Genomic DNA, 14,268 nt, shown 5'->3' on the forward strand with positions numbered 1-14,268 from the left:
GCTGACGACGCGACCGAGGGGAACGGACCGCACCACCCCACAAACCGCAGCCGCTGAGACTCACCCGGCCACCCTAGGGAACCGCGCTAGTTTCCCTGAGGTTGCCGAGGCCCGCCGGAGGCCCGGCTCTTCACCATGGGTTTGACCTTGATCTTGCTGTTGATCTTGCCTGTGCCCTTGGTCTTGCTTTTGATCTGGCCCTTTGTCCTTGCACTGACTTGCTGGAGTTGAAGAGGCCTGAGGTGGGGCGGGGTTGTGAACGCGGAAACCGGCAGCCGACACACAGACCCGCCGACCCGAACCCCGAACCGGCACAACTATGACCGAAGGCCGTAAAAAGCTTTGAAATCCACAGACTAACCGCGACCCGGCCCGCAGACTCCAGCGCCCCCCAAAAGACCCGAACCCCGAACAACCCAAGCCCGCAGCGCTGCGGATGACGGGCTTGCCGTAAGCGCAGCGCATAGCAAGGCACCGGTGCGGCCAGGCTTAGAGCTCCGGCACCAGTTTTCCAAATAGCGGTCCGGCCTCAGCCCGTATCGAGCTCAGCCCGTATCAGACTCAGCCCGAATCGAACTCAGCCCGCATCAAGAGCGGGTGAGTTGTTCGATGACACCGCCGAAGCGACCAGCTCACCCTCCGCAGTAGCGTGCCCCATCGCCTCGGCCGCGAGTTCCGGCTGGTCCCGCAGCTCCTTCGCGCTGAACTCCTCGGCTACCCGGCCAGCGACCAGGATCGTCACTCGTTCGGCGACTTCCACGGCGAACGCCGGGCGGGGCGCGGCCACCAGGATCGTCAGGCCGCGCTCCGGCAGGGTCTTGATGAGGTCGGCGATGTCCTGCACGATCAGGGGCGCCAGGCCCTCGGTCGGTTCGTCGAGCAGGAGTAGTCGGGGCTGGCCGAGGAGCGCTCGGGCGATCGCCAGCATCTGCTGCTCGCCGCCGGACAGCTGGCGGCCGCGGTGGCCGGCGCGTTCGGCTAGGCGGGGCAGCAGTTCCTTGACGCTGTCCGGGGTCCACTGTGCACCGGCTCGGCGGCGGCGGCCGCCGGCTGCGAGGGTCAGGTGCTCCTGGACCGTCAGCCCCGGGAACACGCGGCGGCCTTGTGGTACCAGGCCGACGCCGGCGCGGGCGCGGCGGTGCGCGGGTAGCCGGGTGACGTCGGATCCGGCCACCGATACCCGGCCGGACGAGGTCGGGACCAGGCCTGCGACGGTGTGGATCAGCGTGGTCTTGCCGGCGCCGTTGTGGCCGACCACGGCGTGGACGGAGCCGTCGGGGATCTCCAGGTCCAGGCCGTGCAGGACGGTGCCGCCGTCGTAGCCGGAGGTCAGGCTGCTGAGGTTCAGCATCAGACAACCTCCTCGACGGCGTCGGGCACGACCCCGGACTCACCGAGGTAGGCGGTCCGCACCGCGGCGTCGGCGGCGATCTCGGTCGGCGTCCCGGTCGCCAGCAGCTTCCCGTCCTGGAGCACGGTCACCGTGTCGGCGACCGCGGAGACGAACGCGAAGTCGTGCTCGACCACGATCACCGTCACCTCTTGCGGCAGTGCCCGCATCGCCGTCAGCAGCCGCTCGACGCCCTGATCGGTGAGGCCGGCGGCCGGCTCGTCGAGTAGCAGCACCCGCGGCTCGGCCGCCAGCGCCATCCCGATGTCCAGCATCCGGCGTTCGCCGTGGGCCAGTGCGCCGGCCGGACGGTCGGCGAGCGCGGTGATGCCCGCGGTCTCCAAGTAGCGTTCGCAGTACTCGGACAACGTCCGATAGCGGCCCCGCCGCCACTTCCCGCGCACCTTCGAATGCGGCCACGCGGCCAGCGCGATGTTGTCCGCCACCGACAGCGTGCTCCACACAGTCGGCTGCTGGAAGGTGCGCGCGATGCCCAGCCGGGAACGCTTGACGCGGCTGGTGCGGGTGACGTCGCGGCCGTTGTAGCGGATCCGGCCGGCGGTCGGGCGCAGCTCCCCGGCGATGAGGTTGAGCAGCGTCGTCTTGCCGGCGCCGTTGGGGCCGATCACCGCGTGCCGGCGCCCGGCCTCGAAGGTCAGGTCCAGGCCGCCGACCGCGAGCGTGCCGCCGCTGAACGCCTTCGTCAGGCCACTGACTTCGATCATGTTCGCGGATACCGAGCTCATATTTGCGGATACCGAGCTCGCGTCCGCCGATCCCGGGCTCACGTTCGCAGACACCGAACTCACGTCCGTCATGCCGGGCCTCCCCGTCGTTTCGGCACCCGGAACCGGATCCCGGCCACGCCGTCGGGCAGCGCGTAGACGGCGACGATGAACATCAAACCGAGCAGCAGCGGCCCGTGGCCGGGGAACGGTCCGGACAGCCAGTCCTGGGTAGCCACGATAAGCCCCGCGCCGAGCAGCGCGCCCAACGGCGAGATCGCGCCGCCGAGCACCACGGCCAGCAGCACCAGCGCCGAGTTGGAGAAGCTGCCGTCGTCCGGCGACACGTAGGCGTTGACGGTGCACATCAGCACCCCGCCGAACCCGGCCAGTGCTCCGGCCGCGACATAAGCAAGCCACTGATACCGCGTCACCGGATGCCCGGCGGATCGCATGCGGGCCTCGTGGTCGCGGCAGGCCAGCAGCAGCTTGCCGACCGGGGAGCGCAGCACCCACCAGACCACGGCGATGACGACGACGGTCGCGGTGAGCACGAACCAGTAGATCGACCGGTCGGAGCTCAGCGCGGCCATCCCGGGAAGCGGCTGGATCGCCGTGATCCCGTACATGCCGTCCGTGCCGCCGGTCAGCGAGCGCCACTCCCCGGCCGCGGTGACGGTGAGCTCGCCGAGCGCCAGGGTGGTCATCAGGAACGCCACGCCGCGGGTGCGGATCGCGACCAGTCCGGTGGCCGCGGCGAACACGGCGGCCACGAGCGTCCCGCACAGCAGTTGCAGCACGCCGACGGTGTGCCCGTGCGTGCTCATCACCCCGGCGGTGTACGCGCCGACCAGGAACGGCGCCGCCTGGCCCATCGTGGGCAGGCCCGAGTAGCCGGCCAGGATGCTGACGCTGACGGCGAGCACGCCGAGCGCCAGTGCCTTCGACATCAGGCTGATCCCGTATCCGTCGAAGCTCGACGGCGCGATCAGCAGGAACACGGCCAGCGCCGCGCCGGGCACGCCGATCCGCACCGGCCGGGAAAGCAGAACCGCCGGGATCCTCATGCGTGCGCCCCCGCCGCCGCGCCGGCTCCGACGGCCGACGAACCCCGGAAGGTCCGGACCACCAGTGCCACGGCCATCAGGCCGAACAACAGGTACGGGGCCCAGTTGGAGGAGATCGACACGCCCAGCGTCTCGATCTCGCCGACCGCGATCGCCGCGCCGAACGCGCCGAGCACCGAGCCGGGGCGGCCGAGCACGATGACGACCATCGACAGCATCAGGACCTTGTCGGCGGTGTCCGGTCCGGGGCCGATGATCGGCGCGCCGAGGCCGCCGGCCAGACCGGCCAGCGCGCCGGCCGCGCCGCACAGCGCCGCGTGCACCCGCCACGGCGCGTAGCCCATGGCGCCGACCATCTCCCGGTCGTCGGCCGCGGCCCGCAGCAGCGCCCCGGCCCGGGTCCGGCCCAGGACGTAGGTCCCGACCAGGGCCAGCACCGAGGCCACCACGATGAACATCAGGCGGTAGGTCGGGTAGACGTGCCCGAAGATCTGCACCGTGCCGTTCACCGACTTCGGGATCACCACCGGGTGTTCGTCGGTGCCGTAGACGGTGGTCAGGACGTCCGCCCCGACCAGGGACAAACCGAACGTCAGCAACGCTTGTGGGAGATGGCCGCGGTCGGCCAGCGGCAGCGTCCCGGCGGCCAGGAGCCCGCCGCAGAGCGTGCCGCCGACCGTGGCCACGGCCAGTCCCAGGAAAGCCGACGACCAGGAGCCGTCGGACACCGAGGCGGCCAGGTAGCCGCCGAGGGCGAACAGGGTCCCGTGGGCGATGTTCAGCACGCCGCCGATCCCGAACAACAAAGTCAGGCCGGCGGCCGCGACGAACAGCAGCAGCCCGTAGGCCACCCCGTCCAGCGCGGGCACGAAGTGCGTGTTGATCGCACCCATGGGACCCCTTCCGCAGTGCTCTTACAGGTTGAACAGGTTGAACAGGTTGTACTGATTGAACTGGTTGCACCGGTTGTGCTGGTTGAACTGGTGGTGCAGGTGGTCGCTCCGGTATCGCGGGTCCGATCCCCGCGACACCGTCAGCTGCCGATGGTAGCCAGGTCGCCGATCTTCACGTTGGCCAGTGCCGTGCCGTCCATCTCGACCTTGCGCAGGTACCACTTCTGCACCGGCACGTGGGTGTCGGCCGACAGCTGCCAGGTCCCGCGCGGGCTGTCGATCTGGCCCATCGCCTTGATCGCCGAGTTCACCGCGTCCGGCGTCGGGTTCGGCCCGGCCTTGGCGATCGCCTGGTCCAGCACCGAGGCCGCGTCCCAGCTGTACATCGCGGTGGCCGGCGGGGCCTCGCCGTTGTACTTCTGCGACCAGGCCGAGACGAACTGGCGGTTGGCGGCGCTGGAGATGTCCGGGGAGTAGTTCATCGTGGTGATGATGCCGTTGGCCGCCTGGCCCTCGGCCTTGAGCGCGCCGCCCTCGGTGATGAAGCCGGCCGCGTACAGCGGGATGTCCTTGGCGTCGGACTGGGACCAGTCCTTGACGAAGTCGATCGCGTTCTGCCCGGTGTAGAAGCAGTAGATCGCCTTCGCGCCGGAGGCCTTGACCTTGGACAGGAACGGCGTGAAGTCCGTGGTGTTCGGGAACGGCGTGAAGGTCGCCTTGCCCCCGTCGTTGGCCAGCTTGCCGCCGGCCTTGGTGTAGGCGTCGGTGAAGCCGCGGAGCTGGTCGTAGCCGCCCTGGTAGTCCGGGCCGAACGCGTAGACCGAGCCGGGGACGTTCTGCGCCATGTACGGGCCCATCGAGGCGCCCGGGTCGGTGGACATGAAGCTCATGGTCCACAGGTGCGAGACGTCCTTGACCGTCGGGCGGCCGCCGGTGTTGACCACCGGCACGCCCGCGGCGGTGGCGATCGGCACCACGGCCTGGATGGTCGGGGTGGCCACGATGCCGGCGATGGCCAGCACGTGGTCCTGCTCGATCATCTTCTTGGCCACCGGCACCGCGGCCGCGCCGCCGTTGGCCTCATCTCCCACCTTCAGGGAGACCTTGTGGCCGCCGAGCATGTCGTTGTGGGTGTCCAGGTAGAGCTGGAACCCGTTGAGGTGGTCCGGGCCCAGGGCCTGGTTGCTGCCGGTGAGCGCGGTGATCAGGCCGATGTTGATCGGCGCGTTGCCCTTGGCAGAGCTCTTACTCGAGGTGCTGCTGCTGCAACCGGCCGCCGCGAGCGCGGTCACCGCGCCGACGGCCACGGCAGCGCGCAGGCGCACCGATACTCGGGACGAGAACAAGACTGTCTCCTTAAGCGGTTGATATCAGTGGTCACGCGGAACAGGCTCGCCGGCGCTGTGTGGCCGACGGGCCCGAACTTCGGTCTTGCGGGCCGTGCATGGGGCGTTCGTGGGGCATTTCGTGGGGCGTCTGTGGGGTTCGTGGGGCGGTTCAGGGGCGGGCGAAGGCCGCGTCCGGGTTCATCCGCAGCTGGGTCACGGCGTGCTCGACCAACGTGACCAGCACCCGTTTGCTGGACTCGCGCCGGCGGGCGTCGCACATCAGCAGCGGGACGTCGTCCCGGACCGAGAGCGCGTCGCGGATCTCCTCGTGGCCGTGCATCGGGGCGCCGTCGAACTGGTTGATCGCCACGACGTGCGGGATCCCGCGGTGCTCGAAGAAGTCGATGGCCGCGAAGGCGTCGTCCAGCCGCCGGACGTCGGCCATCACCACGGCGCCGATCGCGCCGCGGGACAGCTCGTCCCAGAAGAACCAGAACCGCTCCTGGCCCGGCGCGCCGAACAGATACAGGATCAGGTCCTGGGCCAGGGTGATGCGGCCGAAGTCCATCGCCACGGTGGTCGCGGTCTTGCCCGGGATGTTCCGGACGTCGTCGATGCCGGCCCCGGCCGAGGTCATCTCCGCCTCGGTGGTCAGCGGCTGGATCTCGGACACCGAGCCGACCAGAGTGGTCTTGCCGACGCCGAACCCGCCGGCCACCACGATCTTGGCCGCGGTGGCCTGGTCGGCCCTCACCGGAACCGTCCGGCGGCCTCGCGGGCCAGCATCCGGGACCGGGCCATCGGCGTCAGCGCCGCGCCGACCTGGTTGATCAGCTCGGCCATGGTGTAGGAGACCTGGCCGATGTCGCACTCGCGCCGGGCGAAGACCAGCAGCGAGGCCCCGTCGCTGACCGCCATCGAGAACAGGAAGCCGCCGAGCAGTTCGGTCAGGTTGCTCTGCACGGGCGAGGCGTGCAGCAGCCGGGCCGCGCCGGCCAGCAGGCCGACCAGCCCGGAGGCCACCGCGGCCAGGTTCTCGGCCTGCTCGTCGGTCAGGTCGCTGCTGGCCGCCACCACCAGCCCGTCGGCCGAGACCGCCAGGGCGTGCACGACGCCGGGGACCCGGAGTGCGAAGTCGTTGAGGAGCCAGTCCAGATTGTCCGGGGGGCTGCTGGGCATGAGCGACATTTAGAAGGTCCCTGTACTTGAAGGCGGCGTGTAGGGGGTCTGGGGGGCACTGCCGGGCGCGCCGCGGCCGCCGATCCCGCGGGCGTAGGCCACCATCGAGGCCGAGACCCGGGACGGGTCGCGCTCGGCCGGGCTGGCCACCTCGGGCTCGTCGTCCATCGCCTCGGCGGGGAGCCGGGCCAGCGGCACCCGCTTGGGCAGACCGTGCGTGGTCTTCAATTTGGGCTGCTCCGCCGCCGGCGCGGGGGGTGTCGCCGGGGCCGCCGGAGCGGTGGGCAGAGCGGGCTGGGCCTGGAACGACGCTTGCTGGGCCGGGGCCGCCGGCCGTGGCTGGTACGACGACTGGCCCTGGAACTGCGAGGCCTGGTTCTGCGAGGCCTGAGTCTGGAACTGCGAGGCCTGAGTCTGGAAGGACGGCTGCACCGGAACCGCGCCCGGGGGCTGAGCCGATGGCTGCGGCTGGAACGAGGGATCGCCCTGGAACGAGTGCTCGCCTTGGAAGGACGGGTGCCCCTGGTAGGAGGGCTGGTCCTGGTAGGAGGGCTGAGCCTGATACGAGGGCTGTTTCTGGTGCGAGGGCTGCGCCTGCGCCGAGGCCTCGAACGCCGACCGGGTCGGGTAAGCCGGCGCCGGCTCCTGTCCGCTCTGCGCGGCCTGGGCCGCCTGCAACGCTTGAGCTTGGGCGGCCTGAGCGGCCTGAGCTTGCGCCTGTTGGGCCGCCTCGGCCGCCGCCCGGCCGCGCAGCGCTCCGGCCAGCCACGGGCTCAGCGGACCGTCGGTGACGCCCGGACCGGAGGCCGCACCGTCGACCGGGGCCGCCGGACCGGCCGGGCGGCTCAGCGGCCTGACCCGGATCGGGGCCGGCGGGAAGCCGTTGACGCCTTCGCCGATGCTCGCCTGGGTGGAGGCGTAGGGGTCCGAGGCGAAGCCGTTCGCTCCCTGCTGCGCCGCCCACTGACCGCTCGCGTCCATGGTGGCCGCCCCGGCCGCGGCGCCCATCGCGGGCTGCTGCGGGAAGGCCGAGGTCTGGGTGCGCGGGTTGAACCCGCCGGTCCCCGCCCCGAACCGGTCGGGCTCCGGCTCCGGTGCCACCGACCGGCGGCGCCGCCCGCCGGTGACCGCGCCGCCCCCGGAGTTGCGCGCCCCGGAGGTGTTCCGCTCGCCGGGCGAACCCATACCCGAGACCAGCGAGTCGATCGCGGCCGTCGGCGTCGTCGGGACCAGCAGATCCGGCGCCCCAGGCGACCAGTACAGCGTCGGCGGCAGCACCAGCTCGGCGATCGTGCCGCCCTGCGGGTTCTGCCGCAGTTCCACGGCTATGCCGTACCAGGACGCCAGCTGCCCGGCCACGGTCAGGCCCATCGCCTTGACCGAGGCGGCGTCCAGGTGGGTCGGCGTGGTCAGCCGGGCGTTGAGCTCCGAGCGCCGGCGCGGGGTCATGCCGATGCCGCGGTCGGTGATCTGGATGATGATGCGGTCGGCCAGCACCCGCATGTCGACCAGGACCCGGCTGTCCGGGGAGGAGAACGCGGTGGCGTTGTCCAGCAGTTCGGCGCACAGGTGCACGAGGTGGTCGACCACCGGCGGGGCGATGACCACCCCCATGTCCACGTTCACCAGGTCCACCCGCGAGTACTTCTCGATGCGGCCGGAGGCGGCGCGGATCACGTCGATCAGCGGCACGCCCTCGTCGCGCACCCGCACCGTGCCCTCGCCACCGAGGACCAGCAGGCTCTCGTTGTTGCGGGTCATGCGCGCGGCCAGGTGGTCCAGCACGAACAGCCGGGCCAGCCGGTCCGGGTCCTGCTCGTCCCGCTCGGCCTTGTCCAGCTCCAGGGTGAGCGCGCCGGTCAGCCGCTCGCCGCGGCGGGCCAGGGCGACGAACGCCGCACCCACGCCGGCCCGCAGCAGCACCTGTTCGGCGGCGGTGCGGATGGCCTCACGCCGGACCGCGTTGAAGGCCCGGGCCACGGCGGCGATCTCGTCGTCGCCCTTCACCGGCAGCCCGCCGGCCGCCTCGTCGGCGAATTCCTCGGGGGTCTGGCCGGTCAGCGAGCCGGTGCCGCGCAGCGCCTGCACCGCGGCCGGCAGGTCCTCGAAGGCGACGGCGTGCGCGCCGTCGCGCAGGCCCCGCAGACCCTTGATGATCGGCCGGCCCAGCCGCAGGCTGACCATCAGCGCCAGCAGCATCGTGCCGGCCACCGCCGCGGCCTCGACCCCGGCCAGCTCGCGCTGGTACCTGCGGTCCTTGGCGATCAGGCTGAGGGTGGACAGGTCCATGTCGTGCCGGACCCCGTCCAGCGCGGTCAGCCGGGCGTCCAGCGTGCTGGTCCACTGCTTCGGGTCGAGCTGCACCTTCGTGCCCGGCGCGGTGTCCGCGACGGTGTCCTCCAGCTGCCCGGCGCCGGCCATGCCCGGACCGCCGAGCGCCTGGTTCGGGACGTCCTGCCAGCTGGCCGGGGCCAGCGCGCCGAAGGACTCCATGGCGCTGGAGTAGCTGTTGCGGCTGCCGATCAGGTCCTGGGCCGCGGACGCCGTCTGGGTCGGCGCCGCCAGGGTCCGCAGGACGTCCGCCTCCTCACCGCTGAGCGCCTCACGGGCCTGGCTCAGCGCCGAGGTGGCGCGCAGCATGGTCGCCACCGAGGAGGAGGCCCCGGAGTTCTGCACCAGGTCGTGGTAGGACAGCAGGTCGGCGATGACGATGTGGTACTGGAAGTCGGCCGCCGAGAGCACCTGCGGGGAGTTGCCGCGGATCAGGTCGCGCAGGGTGTCGATGGCCCGCAGTTCGCCGTCGATCCGGGACAGCAGCGTCTTGCCGTCCGAGGACAGCCACGGCATCCCCTTGACCGTGTCCTCATAGGCCGCGGTCGCCGCCTGGGTCTTGGCGATCTGGTCGTTCAGCGCCGTGGAGTCGGCTCCGGAGGAGGAGCTGAGGATCATGGCGACCTGAGTGCGCTCGGCCTGCAACTCGGAGACCAGGTCCGCGGCGGCCGAGGCGGAGTTCATCAGGGTGTACAGATGCCCGGCGCTGATCGCCCCGGACGTCGAGGTGACCAAGGCCAACGCCCCGAAACCGGAGACGGCACACAGGGGGACAGCGACCAGTATGCCGAGCTTCTTGGTGATTCTCACGGGTGGCCTTTGCGATCCGCGCTGGTCGGCGCATCGGAGTGGTGGCGGCGAACTACGTCGGCAGGTTTTCTCATGCGTGGTTCAACACTCAATCAAAGTTCTGTCAAAGGGCCGACCCGACGGCCAGGAAACAGACCACTGCTTTGTTCGAGCGAATGCATGTTAGCGGAAACGGCATGGCTGGAGACAGTCTGGGTGGTGGAACGGACACGGAACGCGCTTGCCCGCCGGTGAACAGGCGGTTCACTATCAAGCGCCGCTGAGGATGTCCGTTTCCGGCCTTCCCGGGCCGGTGCGTCCGCCGCCGCCGACTACAGTGAGTTGCCAATACCCGAAGAAACCTCGGATGACTCCGCCGAATCCGAGACGAATCGCGGCGGTGGTACGCGGCGATCTGACGACTGGGAAGCCCAGAAGTACGCGGATCATGAATTCATGAACGTGTAACCCCGAGCGCGCGCGGCATCAGCCCGCGGACCCGAGCGCGCGTAGCTTCATCAGCCCGCGGCCTCAAGCGCCGGTAGCGTAGAGCGCTCGTGACATCAAGCGCCCGTGGGCGGATCGGCCAGCAGCCCGGAGACCGGCGGCGGCGTCCATCGTTCGTGCTTGGGCCTGGGGACGCCATACTCGTCCTTGAGGTGGTCGGGGATCGCGTAGTGCATCACCCGGCCGCGGGTCAGTGAACTGAGCTCGAACCTCGTGGTGAGCGCGCCGAGCCGGTCGATGACCATCGCGGCCAGCGGCGAGCGTTCTTTGAGGTGTTCGGTGAGGCCGAGCAACAACGGCGCGGCGGGCACCAGGTGGTCGAAGACCGCCGAGCGGGGCACCTGGAGCCAGTCCGCGGCGGTGTCGCCGACGAGATAGCGGATCAGGGCCGGGACCACCGGATCCAACAGCGTGCCCGGGACGACTTCCTCGTAGAGTTCCACCAGCTGTCTGGTCAGTTGAACGCCCTCATCGGAGGGCCCCATGAACTTCGCCATGTAAAGGTCTGAGAAATCACGCGCCTCGGCGAGGTCGGCCGGGGCCGCCGCGAGGTCGATCCCGAGCATCGCGCCGACGACACGCCATGCGTAGAAATACGCATCCGCGCCGTCCTCGGTGAGGTGCACACCCAGGCGGTGCAAGGCGTCCAGGACCTGGATGGAGAACATCATCTGGCCGCCGATCATGTCCTCCTGGCAGATCGGCACACCCCAGGCGGCCTCGTCCCAGGCACCTTCGCGGCGCAGGTGGTGCCGGATGGAGGCGTGGAGCAGGCGGACTTTCTGGGCGGCCGGAACGAACGAGCCGCCGGCCTCGAACGCGTCGGGGCGCATCAGGTAGACGGTGAACTGACCGGTGGCGGCCATTCGGTTGGAGGGGTAATCCAACGCGTGCGTGGCGGCCAGCAGCTTTGCCACGTGCGGCAGCATGTAGCAGGCCGGCATCGAGGCGAAGGACAGTGCCGTGGAGATGTGGACGTTGTTGTCGATGAAGAACATGCGCGCCGCCTCCATCCGGTCCCAGTCGACCCAGTCCGGTGCGCTGGCGGTGGCCGCGAGGTAGTCGTGGGCCACCTGGGGCAGGCCGTCGGGGAGCGACTCGCCGGTGCGCTCGAAGGAGCGCATCAGGGTGTTGTAGTGCCCGACCTCGCCGGTGGCGAACAAGGCGTCGACGGTGGCGTCGGCGAGGTCGTCGCCGCGCAGGCGCAGCGCGGCCATCGCTTCGGGGGTCACGGGCATCGGGGTCTCCTCGGCGAGCGATAGCGATGGCGACGGTCAGGACGAACGAGTGGTGACGGGTTCGGCGAGCGGTGGTCAGGACGAACGAGTAGTCAGGACGAACGAGTAGTCAGGACGAACGAGTAGTCAGGACGAACGAGTGGTCACGGCTTCGGCGAGCCGGTGCAGTGCCTCGGCCGCGCTGCGCGGCAGGTTCGCGCCGTCCAGCGCGGCCCTCGCCCGGCGCACACGCTGCGCGATCAGCTGCTCGACCCGGCCGCGCGCACCGCTGCGCTGCAGGATCGCCCGCACCTCGATCAGGTCGCGGGTGCCGAGGTCGGTCCGGCCCAGCAGCCCGTCCAGCACCGCGCGGTCCCGCGGATCAGCACCCTGTCTGGCGAAGGCCACCAGCGCGGTGGGCCGGGCGGCGGTGAGGTCGTCGAGGTTGGACTTGCCGGTGAGAGCCGGGTCGCCGAACACCGCCAGCAGGTCGTCCCGCAGCTGGAACGCCTCGCCGAGCGGCAGGCCGTAGTCGGTGAAGGCGCCGAGCGTGCGCGCGGAGGCGCCACCGAGCCGGCCACCGATGTGCAGCGGGTGCTCGACCGTGTATTTCGCGGTCTTGTAGCGCACGATCGCCAGGGATTCCTGAGGATCCGCCTCGGTTCCGGTGCGCAGGACCTCCAGGCACTCCCCCGCGATCAGCTCGCGAGCCAGCACCGACCACATCGGCCTCGCACGTCCCAGATAGATGGCGGGCAGCCCGCATCCGGTGAACAGCTGTCCGGCCCACGCCATCAGCAGATCGCCGACCAGCAGGGCCAGCGACCGGGCGGCACCGTCGGGATCGGGCGACTTCGCGGTGGCGTCGCGCAGGGCGACGTGCGGGGTCGGGACGCCGCGCCGCAGCGGGCTGTTATCGATCAGGTCGTCGTGCACCAGCGCCGCGGCGTGCACCAACTCCATCGCGGCGGCGGCCCGCACCATCGCCGGACTGTCCCCCTGCCCGGCCGCGCGCCAGCCCCAGTAGCAGAAGGCGGCGCGGACGCGCTTGCCGTCGGCGACCGCCGCCCGCAGCTGGGCGCCGACTGGCGCCAACAGCGGGTCGACGGCTTCGAGGAGGCCGGACTCGGTGGCGACGAAGGCGCGGAGTTCGGCGTCTATGCGGGTTTTGAGGTCGGCTTGGGAGAGCACCCTCAGGCCTCTGGTTTGTTCGTGCGGGCCGCCTCGGCCCGCCGTGCCAACGCTTCCATGTGCGCCCGGGCCGGCGGCGCGACCCGGTCGAGCACGACGTCGCCGTGTGCCTTCACCTCGCGGTGCAGATCACCGGCCATCTCCGGCAGATCCGAGCGCCCCAGCACCCCGCGGGCCCGCCGTACCGCCTCCTCGGCGGCCTCCAGCCCGAGGTCGGCGATCCCCGCCAGCAGCCGCACGGCGTCCCGTGCCACCGATCCCGCCCGATCCTGCTCGCCCACAGCCCTTGCCCTCCCCGGCCTCGCGGCACGGACTCGCCATCGGTCGGTCCGTGTCCGACGCCCGGCCCCTTCCCCGGCCCGGGCATCGCCATGCCCTGATTCGCACGTAGTTCGCTCGTCGGAGTGATGTGGCTTGACATGCGGTTCCGTGGGTACGCTGGGCCTCGTGCAACCTTTATTCAAGAGATTGATGGTGGGCACCGCCACGGCCCTGCTGGCAGCCGGGTGCGCTTCCACGGGGACGACCAGCACCGGCGCCGCGGGGGCCACCGGCACCGGACCCGCTTCGGCCACGGCCGCCACCGCCACGCCACCGGACCAAGCCGCGATCGGCACCTCCTTCGCGCCCGCGACCCACGCGCCCCCGAGCGCCGCCACACCGGCCGGCCCGGCCGTCGTCTACGGCTGCGATCAGCAAGCGGTGGCGAAGCCGAAGACGTACGTCCTCATGTGCGGCGACGGCGGCGTGGCGCTGGACAAGCTGACGTGGACCGGTTGGGGGAAACCGAAGGCCACCGCGACCGGCGTCCAGATCCAGAACAGCTGTGTCCCCGACTGCGCGGCCGGCTCCCCGATCAGCAGCAAGGCGACGGTAACTGTCAGTGGCCTTAGCGCCGGGCACTATACGAAGCTGCACGTTGTCACGTCGAAGGGCGCGACCGACTACACGATCAGCGCTGCCGGGCCGCTTGTGAAGGGCTGATCTACGCGTTGAGCGAAGTTGAGCGAATATGACACGCCTTAGGGATACCCGCTGACCTGAACCCCATTGACGTAGCAGCTCCCGCCGCTATCACAGAACGTCCCGCTGTTCGTATACGTGTTGCGCGCGGGCTGCGGCTGCGGTTGGTCGAACGACTCGTCGGGCGAGCTCAGCAGAGTGAACCCGATAGCGGTCATCACCACCGCCGCGATCGCCTGCGACCCCACTTCCGGGAACCAACTGCGCCGAAGCGCATAGCCGGCGTGGATCACAAGCGTGGCGCCGACCAAGAGCAGGGCCCAGCTGAGATAGTGCGTGGGCCTGGTCGGCGTTCGGGACATCCAGCCCTGATGCATCCCGTCGATGAACGCTCCCCACACCAGCGTGACGAAACACACCGAATCAACAGCGATCACCGCCAGAAACCGCCGCGTGCCGGAGACACGTCGCGACACTGACGACCCCGAGGCCAGTGAAGACATTTCGTCAGCATGACAGAGCTCTTCGAAACTGGTCTACGGCGATGCCCGGGCGCGGCTCCTAGATGAATGAGTCCGAAGTTCAGGCATGTCAGTGGTAGCTATGCGGTCTGGCCGTTGGTGTCGTGGGTGTCGTCTAGGGTCGGTTGTATGAAGATCGTCCACGAGGTCGCGATCATTGTTCTCAC

General features: G+C 70.3%; 13 protein-coding genes. 1 reads left to right on the forward strand and 12 read right to left on the reverse strand.

What is annotated here, in order from left to right; translation table 11 throughout:
- Positions 1–577: 577 nt before the first annotated feature.
- The 11 genes from KGQ19_RS42050 to KGQ19_RS42100 form a co-directional block, all read right to left on the reverse strand.
- On the reverse strand, positions 578–1,351 hold the full coding sequence (locus KGQ19_RS42050; RefSeq protein ID WP_212020036.1) for an ABC transporter ATP-binding protein: 774 nt from the start codon (positions 1,349–1,351) through the stop codon (positions 578–580).
- Positions 1,351–2,208 carry an ABC transporter ATP-binding protein gene (locus KGQ19_RS42055; RefSeq protein ID WP_212020038.1) on the reverse strand — a complete coding sequence of 286 codons (858 nt, stop codon included), beginning with the start codon at positions 2,206–2,208 and terminating at the stop codon, positions 1,351–1,353. The genes KGQ19_RS42050 and KGQ19_RS42055 overlap by 1 nt, the downstream gene beginning before the upstream one ends.
- Positions 2,205–3,182: a branched-chain amino acid ABC transporter permease gene (locus tag KGQ19_RS42060; RefSeq protein WP_212020048.1), complete on the reverse strand. Its 978-nt coding sequence runs from the start codon at positions 3,180–3,182 to the stop codon at positions 2,205–2,207. Before KGQ19_RS42060 ends, KGQ19_RS42055 begins: the two co-directional genes overlap by 4 nt.
- Complete coding sequence (locus KGQ19_RS42065) at positions 3,179–4,075, reverse strand: branched-chain amino acid ABC transporter permease (RefSeq protein ID WP_212020050.1); 897 nt, start codon at positions 4,073–4,075, stop codon at positions 3,179–3,181. The genes KGQ19_RS42060 and KGQ19_RS42065 overlap by 4 nt, the downstream gene beginning before the upstream one ends.
- A gap of 140 nt (positions 4,076–4,215) precedes the next feature.
- Positions 4,216–5,421: an ABC transporter substrate-binding protein gene (locus KGQ19_RS42070; RefSeq protein ID WP_212020052.1), complete on the reverse strand. Its 1,206-nt coding sequence runs from the start codon at positions 5,419–5,421 to the stop codon at positions 4,216–4,218.
- Positions 5,422–5,572: 151 nt separating this feature from the next.
- Complete coding sequence (locus KGQ19_RS42075; protein WP_307856677.1) at positions 5,573–6,157, reverse strand: GTP-binding protein; 585 nt, start codon at positions 6,155–6,157, stop codon at positions 5,573–5,575.
- Positions 6,154–6,591, reverse strand: coding sequence for a roadblock/LC7 domain-containing protein (locus tag KGQ19_RS42080; protein ID WP_212020054.1), 438 nt, complete (start codon positions 6,589–6,591; stop codon positions 6,154–6,156). The genes KGQ19_RS42075 and KGQ19_RS42080 overlap by 4 nt, the downstream gene beginning before the upstream one ends.
- Positions 6,592–9,723: a sensor histidine kinase gene (locus tag KGQ19_RS42085; protein WP_212020056.1), complete on the reverse strand. Its 3,132-nt coding sequence runs from the start codon at positions 9,721–9,723 to the stop codon at positions 6,592–6,594.
- Positions 9,724–10,265: 542 nt separating this feature from the next.
- On the reverse strand, positions 10,266–11,447 hold the full coding sequence (locus KGQ19_RS42090; protein ID WP_212020058.1) for an oxygenase MpaB family protein: 1,182 nt from the start codon (positions 11,445–11,447) through the stop codon (positions 10,266–10,268).
- Positions 11,448–11,573: 126 nt separating this feature from the next.
- Positions 11,574–12,617 (reverse strand): polyprenyl synthetase family protein, encoded by a 1,044-nt coding sequence (locus KGQ19_RS42095; RefSeq protein WP_212020060.1) that lies wholly within the window; start codon positions 12,615–12,617, stop codon positions 11,574–11,576.
- A 2-nt stretch (positions 12,618–12,619) separates the two neighbouring features.
- Positions 12,620–12,898 carry a hypothetical protein gene (locus tag KGQ19_RS42100; RefSeq protein ID WP_212020062.1) on the reverse strand — a complete coding sequence of 93 codons (279 nt, stop codon included), beginning with the start codon at positions 12,896–12,898 and terminating at the stop codon, positions 12,620–12,622.
- A gap of 190 nt (positions 12,899–13,088) precedes the next feature.
- Between KGQ19_RS42100 and KGQ19_RS42105 the strand changes: the two genes are divergently transcribed.
- On the forward strand, positions 13,089–13,601 hold the full coding sequence (locus KGQ19_RS42105; RefSeq protein ID WP_212020064.1) for a hypothetical protein: 513 nt from the start codon (positions 13,089–13,091) through the stop codon (positions 13,599–13,601).
- Between the two features lie 38 nt (positions 13,602–13,639).
- Here KGQ19_RS42105 and KGQ19_RS42110 read toward each other — a convergent pair whose 3' ends face one another.
- Positions 13,640–14,083 carry a DUF6234 family protein gene (locus KGQ19_RS42110; protein WP_212020066.1) on the reverse strand — a complete coding sequence of 148 codons (444 nt, stop codon included), beginning with the start codon at positions 14,081–14,083 and terminating at the stop codon, positions 13,640–13,642.
- Positions 14,084–14,268: the final 185 nt, after the last annotated feature.

Source organism: Catenulispora pinistramenti, assembly GCF_018274385.1.
In the GTDB taxonomy this organism is placed as follows: domain Bacteria; phylum Actinomycetota; class Actinomycetes; order Streptomycetales; family Catenulisporaceae; genus Catenulispora; species Catenulispora pinistramenti.

Excerpts from the sequence above, each read along its gene's own strand:
- KGQ19_RS42050 (WP_212020036.1), bottom strand. The coding sequence starts at position 1,351 with ATGCTGAACCTCAGCAGCCTGACCTCCGGCTACGACGGCGGCACCGTC.
- KGQ19_RS42055 (WP_212020038.1), bottom strand. The coding sequence starts at position 2,208 with ATGACGGACGTGAGTTCGGTGTCTGCGAACGTGAGCCCGGGATCGGCG.
- KGQ19_RS42060 (WP_212020048.1), bottom strand. The coding sequence starts at position 3,182 with ATGAGGATCCCGGCGGTTCTGCTTTCCCGGCCGGTGCGGATCGGCGTG.
- KGQ19_RS42065 (WP_212020050.1), bottom strand. The coding sequence starts at position 4,075 with ATGGGTGCGATCAACACGCACTTCGTGCCCGCGCTGGACGGGGTGGCC.
- KGQ19_RS42080 (WP_212020054.1), bottom strand. The coding sequence starts at position 6,591 with ATGTCGCTCATGCCCAGCAGCCCCCCGGACAATCTGGACTGGCTCCTC.
- KGQ19_RS42090 (WP_212020058.1), bottom strand. The coding sequence starts at position 11,447 with ATGCCCGTGACCCCCGAAGCGATGGCCGCGCTGCGCCTGCGCGGCGAC.
- KGQ19_RS42105 (WP_212020064.1), top strand. The coding sequence starts at position 13,089 with ATGGTGGGCACCGCCACGGCCCTGCTGGCAGCCGGGTGCGCTTCCACG.
- KGQ19_RS42110 (WP_212020066.1), bottom strand. The coding sequence starts at position 14,083 with ATGTCTTCACTGGCCTCGGGGTCGTCAGTGTCGCGACGTGTCTCCGGC.